This window comes from Nostocoides sp. (assembly GCF_035343835.1).
Classification (GTDB): Bacteria; Actinomycetota; Actinomycetes; order Actinomycetales; family Dermatophilaceae; genus Nostocoides_A; species Nostocoides_A vanveenii.
Genome location: NZ_DAOQZV010000096.1, coordinates 1 through 11,247, shown reverse-complemented (window position 1 = coordinate 11,247; position 11,247 = coordinate 1). Strand labels below are relative to the sequence as shown.

At 70.6% G+C, this 11,247-nt stretch carries 14 protein-coding genes and 2 pseudogenes; 8 read left to right on the top strand and 8 right to left on the bottom strand.

The annotated features are described in order from the left end of the window. Both PKH97_RS08620 and PKH97_RS08615 read right to left on the bottom strand, forming a co-directional pair. On the bottom strand, nt 1-322 hold a 322-nt coding region (locus PKH97_RS08620), incomplete at its 3' end, for a hypothetical protein (RefSeq protein WP_324386998.1). A gap of 198 nt (nt 323-520) precedes the next feature. Beyond that, a complete protein-coding gene (locus tag PKH97_RS08615) occupies nt 521-1,390 on the bottom strand; it encodes a hypothetical protein (protein ID WP_324386997.1) in 870 nt (289 codons plus the stop codon). Between the two features lie 145 nt (nt 1,391-1,535). Between PKH97_RS08615 and PKH97_RS08610 the strand changes: the two genes are divergently transcribed. From PKH97_RS08610 to PKH97_RS08600, 3 genes are read left to right on the top strand one after another with little or no spacing between them, the layout of a single operon-like run. Continuing rightward, entirely contained in the window at nt 1,536-2,276 is a 741-nt protein-coding gene (locus PKH97_RS08610) for an aminoglycoside adenylyltransferase domain-containing protein (RefSeq protein ID WP_324386996.1), read from the top strand. Between the two features lie 24 nt (nt 2,277-2,300). Next, a complete protein-coding gene (locus tag PKH97_RS08605) occupies nt 2,301-2,894 on the top strand; it encodes a GNAT family N-acetyltransferase (RefSeq protein ID WP_324386995.1) in 594 nt (197 codons plus the stop codon). Between the two features lie 20 nt (nt 2,895-2,914). Continuing rightward, a complete protein-coding gene (locus PKH97_RS08600) occupies nt 2,915-3,364 on the top strand; it encodes an SRPBCC family protein (protein WP_324386994.1) in 450 nt (149 codons plus the stop codon). A 478-nt stretch (nt 3,365-3,842) separates the two neighbouring features. Here PKH97_RS08600 and PKH97_RS08595 read toward each other — a convergent pair whose 3' ends face one another. Then, nucleotides 3,843-4,214, bottom strand: coding sequence for a TraR/DksA family transcriptional regulator (locus tag PKH97_RS08595; RefSeq protein ID WP_324386993.1), 372 nt, complete (start codon nt 4,212-4,214; stop codon nt 3,843-3,845). 90 nt (nt 4,215-4,304) lie between these two features. On the opposite strand from PKH97_RS08595, the gene PKH97_RS08590 reads away from it, so the two are divergent. Continuing rightward, nucleotides 4,305-4,439 (top strand): hypothetical protein, encoded by a 135-nt coding sequence (locus tag PKH97_RS08590; protein ID WP_324386992.1) that lies wholly within the window; start codon nt 4,305-4,307, stop codon nt 4,437-4,439. Between the two features lie 24 nt (nt 4,440-4,463). Continuing rightward, a pseudogene (locus PKH97_RS08585) lies at nt 4,464-4,712 on the top strand (GNAT family N-acetyltransferase); the annotation flags it as partial. Between the two features lie 26 nt (nt 4,713-4,738). Here PKH97_RS08585 and PKH97_RS08580 read toward each other — a convergent pair. From PKH97_RS08580 to PKH97_RS08560, 5 genes are all read right to left on the bottom strand, one after another. Next, nucleotides 4,739-5,542: a cytochrome b5-like heme/steroid binding domain-containing protein gene (locus PKH97_RS08580; protein ID WP_324386991.1), complete on the bottom strand. Its 804-nt coding sequence runs from the start codon at nt 5,540-5,542 to the stop codon at nt 4,739-4,741. Between the two features lie 91 nt (nt 5,543-5,633). Then, nucleotides 5,634-6,353 (bottom strand): SGNH/GDSL hydrolase family protein, encoded by a 720-nt coding sequence (locus tag PKH97_RS08575; protein WP_324386990.1) that lies wholly within the window; start codon nt 6,351-6,353, stop codon nt 5,634-5,636. After that, on the bottom strand, nt 6,346-7,887 hold the full coding sequence (locus PKH97_RS08570; protein WP_324386989.1) for a beta-N-acetylhexosaminidase: 1,542 nt from the start codon (nt 7,885-7,887) through the stop codon (nt 6,346-6,348). Before PKH97_RS08570 ends, PKH97_RS08575 begins: the two co-directional genes overlap by 8 nt. Next, complete coding sequence (locus tag PKH97_RS08565; protein WP_324386988.1) at nt 7,884-8,816, bottom strand: GNAT family N-acetyltransferase; 933 nt, start codon at nt 8,814-8,816, stop codon at nt 7,884-7,886. The genes PKH97_RS08570 and PKH97_RS08565 overlap by 4 nt, the downstream gene beginning before the upstream one ends. 3 nt (nt 8,817-8,819) lie before the next feature. Beyond that, nucleotides 8,820-9,728: an SMP-30/gluconolactonase/LRE family protein gene (locus PKH97_RS08560; protein ID WP_324386987.1), complete on the bottom strand. Its 909-nt coding sequence runs from the start codon at nt 9,726-9,728 to the stop codon at nt 8,820-8,822. Nucleotides 9,729-9,839: 111 nt separating this feature from the next. Here PKH97_RS08560 and PKH97_RS08555 point away from each other — a divergent pair, with 111 nt between their 5' ends. From PKH97_RS08555 to PKH97_RS08545, 3 genes and pseudogenes are all read left to right on the top strand, one after another. Beyond that, entirely contained in the window at nt 9,840-10,295 is a 456-nt protein-coding gene (locus tag PKH97_RS08555) for an SRPBCC family protein (protein WP_324386986.1), read from the top strand. Between the two features lie 304 nt (nt 10,296-10,599). Then, nucleotides 10,600-10,749: a hypothetical protein gene (locus PKH97_RS08550; RefSeq protein ID WP_324386985.1), complete on the top strand. Its 150-nt coding sequence runs from the start codon at nt 10,600-10,602 to the stop codon at nt 10,747-10,749. 63 nt (nt 10,750-10,812) lie between these two features. Continuing rightward, nucleotides 10,813-11,247 (top strand): annotated as a pseudogene (locus PKH97_RS08545) (hypothetical protein); the annotation flags it as partial.

Sequence of the window (11,247 nt, the reverse complement as noted above, 5' to 3'; positions counted from 1 at the left end):
CCACGCCGTCATACGCCAGTCCGACCCGCCCGCTGTCGGCCTCGACGACGAGCGCCACGAGCGGCGGCCGGCCGAGGGCGAGGCACTCCTGCGCGGCGCGCACGAGGAACGGCCCGAGCCACTTGGCCAACGCCGGGTTGGCGCTCACCCCGGTGCGGCCCTGGATCGCCGCTGCGAAATCCGCCTGCGTGATCAGCCCGTATGCCGTGCCCGCCACCGCGCTCAGCACCTCGCCGGCCGCCGGCAGCCAGACGGCCTCGGCCGCCGTGCGCCCGATCGTCACGCCCTCGCCATTGCGCGCGAAACCGCCAATCCCTGCCACGTCATCCCGCCTCTCTGGTGCCGCCCCTCGATCCCCACAGTCCGCCGAAGGTACAAGTTTCCGACGTCGTGAGCACAAAATGCTGCCATCGAGCGGGCCCGGCGGCAGCTTGCGGCAGCCGCACGCCGGCCCCTACCGAACGGGCGTCCGCCCCCGACCATCCTGTCAGCCAGCCGACGACGGCCGACCGTCGGGACGTCAGTCGGGGGTCGTGGCGCGCGGTTTGGTGCCCGGCAGATAGCCGATGTCGATGACGGCCTTGACGAAGGGACGCGCCAGGCGCAGCGTCTCGTCGGCCTCGGGGACGGCGGCCCACAGCGTCGCGGCCGCGGCGTCGGTCTGTGCCTCGAGGCGGTCGTAGAGGCCGCTCCCCGCCGCCGTCATCGCCCCCTCGGCATCGAGGATCCCCTTCTCCCGCAAGGATTCCGACGCTGCGTCCCAGTCGTCCTCGGTCCATCCGCGTGTGCGCAACAAGCCCTTCTTGCCCATCGTGCGCCGGCGAACCGCCGGGTTGGGGTGAGGGGCTTCGTGAAGCACAAGGGTCTCCACGGGCGTCAAGCCTGCGAGCGTCAGCGCGGCGAGGTGTCCGTCGCCGCGGTGCTCACGCACGACCGAGATGGCGTGCCAGAGCTGCAGGTGCGGCTCGTCCGGCCACGGGTGGGCCGCCCAGGCGGCGGCGAGGGGGCGGCCGGCATACGGGGCCTCGACGATGCCGACGCGCAGGGCACCGACGATCGTTCGCAGCTCCGCGGCGTCGATCCGCTCGCCCAGGGCATCGCGCAGCGCGTGGTCGAGGGCCTCGGTGCGAGCGGCTTCCGCGGCGGGCAGGCCGACGCTGAGGGCCTGGCTCCAGCCATGGTGGACATAGGCCGGCGTGAAGTTGGCGAAGGTCGCGGTCACCACCGCCGACGGGCACCGGCCCAGCGGTGCCCCGCGCGCCCCGACATAGAGCCCGAGCTCGTCCAACCCGGCGCGCCGGGCAGCGGCGCCGGCATACGGGTTGAAGTAGGCGAGCACGTGATAGGGCTCCAAGGTCTCGTAGGCCGCGCGGGCCAGTTCGCTGCTCATCGCACCGAGGGTAGGCGACGCCGTCGCGGCTATCGAGAGGCGGATGTGCAGGGAACTTCCGGGTGGCACCGGCCACCGCCTGCCCGCAGATTCGGGCCGTTGTCGGTGCCGCGTGGCAGAGTGCCAAAGTGGATCGACTGTGGGCGTGGACCAGGCGGCAGGTGTCGCGCGCGCGATTCTGGGCGTCGCCGGTGACGGTGTGGTCGGGATCTACCGCTACGGCTCGGCCGTCGACGGCGGGTTGCGGCCGGCCAGCGATATCGATGTCCTTGCCGTCGTCCGGGAGAGCCTGACGCCAGGCCAGCGAGCGACGCTTGTGGCCCGACTGCGCGCGGACCGCGAAGGCGATCCGGCCTGCCGTCCTGTCGAGATGACGATCGTGGTCCGCAGTCAGGTAGTCCCGTGGCACTACCCGCCGATCGCGGACCTCGCGTATGGCGAGTGGTTCCCGGCCGATCACGCGTGGGACCCGGCGCCGTGCCCACATCTCGCTGTCGAGTTGACGCAGGTGCTTGCGGCCTACGCCGTCCCCCTGGCGGGTCCGCCGCCCGGCAACCTGCTCGACCCGGTGCCGCGCGCCGACCTTGTGCGCTCCGGCCGCGATGCCGTTCCCGGGCTGCGCGCCGATCTCACCGGCGACGCACGCAATGTCCTGCTCACGCTGGCCCGCATCTGGTACACCGCCGAGACCGGCCGCCTGCTCCCTAAAGACACGGCAGCTGCGTGGGCGGTCCGACGCCTGCGTGGCGCCCCGGCACGGGTTCTTACCCACACGCGCACCCTGTGTCTGACCAGCACCTATGCCGACGAGACCTGGCCCACCGAGTTGCGCGAGCGGGTGGGCGCCACCGCAGATGAACTGGCCGCTCGGATCGGAGCAGGCTGAGGCTGCGTGCCGCATCATTGCCGTATGCCGATCGAGATCGCCCCGGCGAACCAGGCCAGCTGCGAGGAACTGACCACCATCTTCGGCGCGCGCGGCAACGCCGCCGACTGCCAGTGCCAGCGCTACCGGCTCGCACCGGGCGAGGCCTTCGGCAATACCCCGGTCGAGGCCCGGATCGCCGCCTTGCGCGACCAGAGCGCGTGCGGCGACCCGGAGTCTCCGGGCACCAGCGGCCTGATAGCCCGGCTCGCCGGTGCGCCGGTGGGGTGGTGCGCGGTGGCGCCGCGAACGGCATACGTCGGGCTGGTGCGCAACTCCAACCAGACGGCCTGGCGTGGACGCGCCGAAGACCGCACCGACAACGACGTCTGGGCGGTGACCTGCATCCTGACCCGAGTCGGCGCACGTGGTCAGGGCGTCGCCCGCGCGCTGGCCGCGGCCGCGGTGGACTTCGCCCGCGAGCGCGGGGCCAGGCGGCTGGAGGCCTACCCGATCACGGTGCCCGATGCGACGTGGGGCGAGGAACATCCCGGGCCGCTGAGCGTCTACCTCGCGGCCGGGTTCGAGCTCGTCCACCGCCCGTCGAAGCGCCGGGCCGTCGTCAGCATCACCCTGTGAACCCGTGCTTGGATGGCCGCATGGACACCGAGGAACGGATCGTCATCGCCGAACGCGAGGTGCACGCGCCGGCGGCGACCATCTTCGAGTTGATCGCCGACCCGGCGCGCCAGCCCCAGTGGGACGGCAATGACAACCTCGACGTCGCCACGACCTCCGCGCGGGTGCGGGCCGTCGGCGACGTTTTCGGGATGCGGACCACCAAGGGCAAGTCCAAGGAGAACCGCATCGTCGCCTTCGAGGAGGGCCGCACCGTCGCGTGGCTCACCGCCGACGCCGGCCACGAGCCCCCCGGCCACATCTGGCGTTGGGATCTCGAGCCGCTCGCCGACGGCGGCACGCTGGTGCGGCATACGTATGACTGGACGGGCGTCACCGACGAAGCCCGCTGGCCCCGTCACCGGCAGACGACATCGGCCGATCTGCGCGCCTCAATCGATCGGCTCGCCGCCCTCGCCGAGCGCCAGTGACCCGGGCCGGCCGGCGCGGCCCCGGGTGAAGACCCGAGCGACCTCAAGGCGGCGTCCACGCGCGAGATCGAGCGCAAGCTCGCTGCGCCGTGATGCCCGTATTTCTCGACCCGGCCGTCCTTGTGTTGGCGGTCGGCGGAAAACACCCGCTGCGGGCTGACTGCCGTGCCGTGCTAGCCGATGGTGTCCTGCGTGCGGCTCGGGATCTGATGGCACGCAGCCACGTTCGCGGTCGGGACGCGGTCCACGCCGCGACCGCCCTGGATGCGGGCTTCGACACCATCGTCTCCACCGATCTTGACTTCGACGGGATCCCCGGACTCACCCAGCGCGATCCGCGCGATTCGGCAAGAACCGGCGGGAAGGCCAAACCCGCTTCGCCGGGTCCCGGCCAGCTGTCGTCCTGTGCTTCCCCACCCGATGTGCGCCCGAGCCACGCGTGTGTGGGAGGTGCGGCATAGCGCACTCACGAGGACAATCAGCGAGGCCGCCCAGCGCAGGTGATGCACAGCGCGGCGGCGGGGCGGGCGTCGAGGCGGCCGGGACTGATCGCGGCGCCGCACCTGAGGCACACGCCATACGTCCCGTCGTCGAGGCGGGCGAGGGCTTGCTCGATCTCGATGAGCGCCTCCGCAGCCGAGCGTCCGAGCGAGGCGACGAGCGATCGCTCGGCGGCGATGGTGCTGCCCTCCGGATCGTGCTCGTCATCGAGGTTGCTGTCCTTCGCGGCGCCGACGATGTCCTCGAAACTTGCTGCCAGGTCCCGGCCCATCGCCCCGAGTGCGTCCCGCTCTTGGGTCAGGCGCGCCCTGACGGCTGCGCGATCCACACCCGCGTCCCCCACGTCCACGGAGGAAGCCTAGGCGCCAAAGACGAGGAGCGGTTGGCGCGACGAATGGTCTGCACCGCGGTGAGGAGCGAGCGAACGTCGACACAGTGGTTGGAGCAGATTCGCGACCCCCATCTCGAGAAGTACGCCGATGGCATCGCCGCGCTCGGCACGGAGATCGACGCGATGGCGTCGCGCTTCTCCACGGTCATCGAGTTCACGCCGTCGAGCCTGACCGCCTGGTGACCAGCGACGTGTGTCTACCTCGCGGGCGACGCTCGTGGACGCAGGCTGGGCTCGCAACTCTGTCGTGTGCTTTTGCCGGAGTTGGCCGACCGAGGATTCCGGACCGCGTGCGCGGGGGTCGCACTGCCCAACCCGGCGAGCGTCGCTCTACACCGCAGCATGGGCTTTGTCGACGTCGGGGTGTATCGGCAAATGGGGTGGAAGCTCGGCCGTTGGCACGACGTGCTCTGGCTCCAGCGCCCCCTGGACGATCTGGCCCCGACCACGGCCTGAGGCCGGCAATCGCGTCGGCCGGCGGCTCAGCCGGCCAAGGTGCCCACCAGGAACTGGGCGAGGCGCTCGTTAGGCTCTTGCTGACTCCCGTGCTGCGCCGCGAACGCGCTCGTCGCGTCCGTGCCGCACAGCCCGATGATGGGCTCGGCGCCGCCCGGGTGCTGGCCGATCCAGTCGGTGAGGTTGTAGACCTTGCCGTTGATCGCGGCCCAGCAGTCCGCCTGGGTCTTGTGCGTGGCGACGACGGACAGGGTCAGCGCGGAGCTGGACGAGGACGACGGGGCCGGCGTAGTCGATGAACTCGTCGGCGACGTGCTGGACGGGGATGGTGTGCTCGATGAGGTGGCCGTCGAAGAGGCCCCGGCACCGCTCGGGGTCGACGTGATTTTGCCAGCCCACGCGGCGGTGGCTCCGGTGTGACCGACGAGGACGGTCACGCCCATGACGCCGAGGGCGAGCAGCGCGCCGACAATCCCCAGGACCCGCCCCGCCCCTGTGCCGGACTCCGAGCGCCGTTGCGCGACATACCAGAAGAGCGTGATCAGACCGAAGGCAAAGGCCAACGGCACGAGGCGATCGCCCCACTTTGCGTGATCGGCTGGTTCACCGACACGAGCGGCCAACTGCTCGCCGGACTGCGCCGCGACCCACGCAGCCACGGCGCCGCCGAGGGCGCCCAGCACGACGAGGATGCCGAAGCGGTGGCGCCAGGCCGGGCGCAGCACGCAGGCGATGAGCCCGATCGCACTCAGCGGCAACAACATCACGACGGCGTGGACGACGAGCGGGTGAATCGGCAGGCCTGCGATGGTGTCGAAGACTGAGTCCATGGGCTGAAGTTAACTGTTCAACCTAAGAAATGGCATAGGTCTACGACCAATGGACGGGGCCGGACTGGACCACGAGTTTAGGTCCGCCGCGCTAGTCCGATTGCTCCAGCTCCCGCATCACAGCATCGGCGAAGGCCGCGTGCAGGGTCGGGCTCGGGTGGAAGCCGTCGGCCGCGAACATCTCCGGCCCGAGCGGACCGTCGGCCTGGATGCGCAGGGCCCGGTCCCGGCGCCGAACCTCTTCGACACCGATGGCGTCGAAGACCCGGCCCCGCCAGCCGAGGGCGTCGGCGAGCGGCCTGGGAAAGGCGGGGAAGTGATCGAGCGGGGGAATGCCGAGCAGGCATACGTTCGCGCGCGGAGCGGCCGCCAGCGTCGCGTCGAGAAGTGCCCCGAGTTCGCGACGGAAGCGGGCGGCGCGATGCAGATTCTTCAGATCGTTGACGCCGACGGAGACAAAAACGAGATCGGCGTCGGCGAGCGCCTCGCTCCGGACCAGGCGCAACGCCTCACCGGCCGTCGCCCCGCTGACGGCGCACGACTGCCACTCGACGGTCGCGTCGAAGCGCGTAGACATCCTCAGTGCGAGCTGGCCCGCGACCGAAAGCCGGTGGTGCCCAATGGCATAGCCGGCCGTGACGCTGTCACCGAGCGCGACGACCCGCATCCGGCGCGGACCAGTGCCGACCACGCCGCTCACGCCATCGGCATCGGCGAAGCGCGGAATGGTCCGTTGCAGCCACCACCCCTGCACGGGCACCGCGGGCAGCCCCAACCACCACAGGCGCGCCGGGCGCCGGGCGCTATGCACCGGGGAGCGTCCTGCCGCGGATGCCGAGCACGGCCAGGCGCTCCAACTGCACGCGGGCGCGGTGGGAGAAATCGGCATTCGTCGTCGGCTGCTCGCGCCAGGCACGTTCTTCGACTGCAGACAGGCGAGGGAAGGCCATGTCGTCTAGGCGTTCGGTGGTCGGCAGATATTCGCCCCAGAGTGCGCCTTGCGCGCCGATGATGCGCTCGCGCACCTCGCGGGGTGCCTCGGCCGGCCGCGGCGCATAGCCGTATGCCGTGGCGAGCGTTGTGACGCCCGGCTGAGCCGGCGGTTCACCCGCCGCGTCGGACTGATAGCAGTCGAAATAGGTTGCGTCACTTGGGGTCATGACGACGTCGTTCCCGCGGGCGGCCGCGCCGAGCCCGAAGCGCCGGTGCCGCCAGGCCATGACGATGACGTCGCGGGCGAGGTCCTCATCGGCAGCCTCGTCCCAGACGACGGCTCGCCGTCCACGCTCGCGCAGCCAGTCGGTCAGGCGCGTGGTGACAAAGGCCTGGGCCAACTCGACGCCCTCAATCCCGAAGGCGCGACACCGCGCCCGAGCCGCCGCGCTCCGCTCCCACTCGGTGGTCGGGCACTCGTCGCCACCGATGTGGATCCACGGGGAGGGGAAGATCGCGAGCGTCTCGGCGAGCACGTCCTCGCAGAAGCCCAGCGTCGCGGGATCGAGGTTGAGAACGGTGTCGTGCACACCCCACACGCACGAGACGCCGTGCGGCCCGGAGACGTCGGTGTTGCCGAGCTCCGGATAGGCCGCCAGGGCCGCGGTCGTATGCCCGGGAAGGTCGATCTCGGGGACGATCACGATCCCCCGCGCCTCGGCGCAGGCGACCAGGTCGGTCAACTCGGCACGGGTGTACGCGCCGGCATGCGGAGTCCCGTCGAGGTCGCTTTTGTCCAGCGAGCGCTGCGACTGCGCGCGGCGGGCGCCGACGCCTGTCAACCGGGGGCGGGACGGCACCGGCAGACGCCAACCTTGATCGTCGGTGAGGTGGAAGTGCAACCGGTTGAGCCGGTGCAGCGCCATCGCGTCGATGAACCGGCGCACATGCTCGACCGGAATGATGTGCCGGGCGGGGTCGAGGAGCGCCCCGCGCCACTCATAGGCCGGGGCGTCCTCGATCACGACGCCCGGGACCTCTGCCGTCCCTCGCGGTGCCGCCGCATCGAGCCAGACAGCGGGCAGGAGTTGGCGCAACGTCTGGATGCCGTGCCCGACCCCGGCGGGGGAGCCGGCCGCGATGACGCAGCCTGCCGAACCGGTCGTCAGGCGATAGGACTCATCGCCTGATCCGTTGTGCGTCAACACGATCCGTATGCCGCTGGCACCCGTCTGGCTGGTTCGGCGGACGTTGACGCCCGCCCCGCGCAGATAGGTTTCGAGTAGTTCGGCGACGGGTGCGACCAGGCCATCGGGACCGGTCGCCGGTATGGTCACGTCGCTGTCGAGCCGCCAGCTCTCGCCGGTCTCGGTCACGCTCTGTGGCAGTGGGACAACAGCGAGCGCCGTCATGAGGGCACCCTCTCAGCCGCACCGGCCGGCCCGCCATGGGGGGTGCGCCCAAAGACGGTGAACTGGCGCCGGATCCGCGCCCCGACCGTTCGGCTATAGAAGTCGGCCGGTCCGATCCAGCAGATCTGGGCCTCGGGGTGGCCTGGCGCAGCGAGATCGGCGAGGCAGCGCTTCAGCAGGGCCGCCCCGAGACCACTGCCGCGAACGTCTCCCATGGTGCCCAGCGGCCCGAACCAATCCGGTCGATAGGTGCCATGGCACGCAAAGCCGACGACCCGACCGTCCGGCAGCGTGCCCAGGTGCACTCCCGGCGGGTCGTGGGCGAGGGCGACGAGCACTTCGTGCTGCCAGGGCGTGTCGGGGAATTCCCGAGCCGCGAACTCGGCCAGCGCCGCCGCGTCGGCTGCGGTCGCACGCCGGGCCGAGACCGGGCCGAGCGGACTCGCGAGAGGGAGGGACGGCATACGGAAATCGCCGTCGAGGGCGAGGTCCATATTGCTGATCCGGTCCACGACGCGGTAGCCGCGAGCCCCCAGCAGGGCGTGCGCCTCTGCATAGCCGGAGTCCACGCCGGGCCAGGCGTAGAACCGGTCGTTGCCACCCACCGCGAACTCGTGAGCACCGACGGACCGCAAGCGCGACTCCAGCTCGGCGAGCAGTGCCGTGGCGACGCCGCGCCGCCGATGACTCGGCCCAACGGCGAACGCATCGATGAAACCCGTTGTGCCCGATTGCGATCCAATGATCCATCCGGCCAACCGGCCGCCGTCATTGGCGATCACGGAGAGGTGACGGGCCTGGCCCGGACGCGTGAGCAGGAGCCGCACGAGCGGGCCGCCGCCCAGCGGTTCGCGGTCGAAGGCCGCGTCGCCGAGCTGAGTGAGGTCGGCGCTGAGCTCGAGCGTGTCGCTGAGGATCAGGGGAGCCACGGCTCACCGGGCGAACCACGCGAGGGCTGGCTCGACCAGGCTGCCCAGCCAGACGCGGCCGTCATGCTCGCGCACACCGGTGGCCATGTGCCACCCGGTGGCGTCGCATTCGATGTCGTGCGCGAGCGTGCCGTCCGGTCCGTATGCCGCCACGCGCGCCGTGCGCTTCGGTTTGGGTTTGAGCGCCTCGGGTGCGCGCAGCACGGCGGCCTTGACCCACGGCTTGGCCTTGGTCTGCAGGAACGCCAGCGCGGGGTCGGCCGGCGATGCATAGGTCACCCAGATCAGGCCGTCGGTGCCGAGGGCAATGTTGTCGGGGTGGGCGGGCAGGTCGTCGACGAAGGGACTGGCCGCACCGGTATCGGTCATCACCTTGCGCAGCCGGCGATGGCCGGTCTCGGCGACCACCACGAAATCACCGCCGCCGGATCGAGCGACGCCATTGGCGAAGCTCAACCCGTTCAGCACAACCTCGGGCTTGCCACCGGGCGTCAGGCGCAGCAGTCGTCCGGTCCGCGTGTCCTCGATCAGGTCGGACTTCCAGTCATCGATCCCCCACTTCGTGCTGGAGTCGGTGAACCAGATCGTGCCGTCATCCAGCACGGCGGCGTTGTTGCAGAAGCGCATCCGCGACCCGTCGACCGCGTCAGCCAGAACGTCGACACGCCCGTCGTCCAGGGTCATGGTGAGCAAACCCGCCTTGGCGTCGCAGATCAGCAGCCGGCCGTCAGGGAGCCACTCCAGTCCGAGCGGGCGCCCGCCGGTCGCGCCGACGCGCCGGATCCGATTGCCATCGGGCGACACCGCGAACACCGAGCCGTCAGCAGTGCCGGTGTATGCCGTTCCATCAGCCCCGATAAGCACATCCTCGGCTCCCTGGCCGGGCACGGGAACGATGGTGAGCGAGCGCATGCCGCCTCACCTTAGTGGCCGTGGCGAGCCTACGGGTGCTGGGTGGCCGGCCCTGGTCGGCAGGCCGGATAGCCTGACCGGGCCGAGCGTCTGACCTTCAGGAAGGCCCCCATGTTCACCAAACGTGTCACTGTCGATCGCGTCATCAAGGCTCCGGCCGACGCGATCTTTGCCCTGCTCGCCGACCCCTCGCGGCATCCAGAATTCGACGGCTCGGGCACCGTGCTCGCCGCCCGGCGGGCAGGTCGCCGACTCGCCCTCGGCGAGAGCTTCGGCATGGACATGCACTGGGGTGTCGGCTATGGGACCCGGAATCAGGTTGTCGCCTTTGAGCCGGATCGGGTGATCGCGTGGCGCACGCTCGCCTCCGGAGTCTTAATACACCTGGTCGGTGGCCGGACCTGGCGCTATGACCTGGAGCCGGTCGAGGGGGGCACTCGGGTCACCGAGACGTGGGACACCTCGACCGAGGCTGCGCCGAGCCGGGTGGTCGTGGGCCGCCTCGAGGACCTGACACGACGCAATATGACGCGCACTCTGGAGCGCCTGGCGAGCGTCGTGGAGTAGGCGAGCACGCCAGGCATAGGTCCGGGTGGGGAGCGGGGCCCCGAGCGCCGACTTGGCCGAGCGCCGACCTGGCCGAACGCAGCGGGCCTACACTGCGCCGACATGACCGCCGCAGCGACGCGAGCCGATGACACTGACCTGACGACCGACGAACCCACTGCGCTCGGGCCTCGCGCCCGCAACCTGGCGTTCGCCGCTGTCGCCGGCGGGATGCTGCTCAAGGCGCGCGACTCCACGATCGTGGCGACGGCGCTGCCGACGATCGTCGGTGACCTCGGCGGGTCGGAGCATATGAGCGGGGGTCGTGACGGCCTATCTGCTCACACAAACGGTCGCGACCGCGCTGGCGGGCAAGTTCGGCGATCTCTTCGGGCGCAAGCTCGTCTTCTTGACGGCGATCGTGATCTTTGTCATCAAGGGGCCATCGGCGCGGTCTTCGGAGTGTCGACCGTGATCGGGCCGAGGCTCGGCGGGTTCTTGACCGATCACGTGTCGTGGCAATGGGTCGCCAGCGGCTGTGCGGGAGGTGATCGTCGGGGCGTATGCCAGCACCCTCTCCGATGTCTTCCGGTATGCCATGCCCTCCGCCTTCATTGCCTTGGCCGTCGGGCTAGTGCTCAAAACGGTGCCGCTCACGGACCGCTCGGCGGCGGCGGTCGGTCCCGGCTTTGGCGTGCCTGATGCCCGCACCTCGGCGGAGCAATTGGAGGCGCGACTGGTCAGCGGAGCAAGGCTGTTGACCGATCAGTGGTTGAAGTCGCTGGGTCGCGATCCGGGGGTGGACGCGATGCGGCGGTGGGTGGTCTGGGCGGTCGCGCAGGGGCAGCGGGCGGCTGGTGGATTTGCGCCGATGGCCGATAATGCCATCACCTTGCAGGTGCCGCTGCGGGTGCTGGAGACGGCGGTTGCGGATGCTGCTTCTGACGGACTGGTGGAATCCCATCCGGAGGGA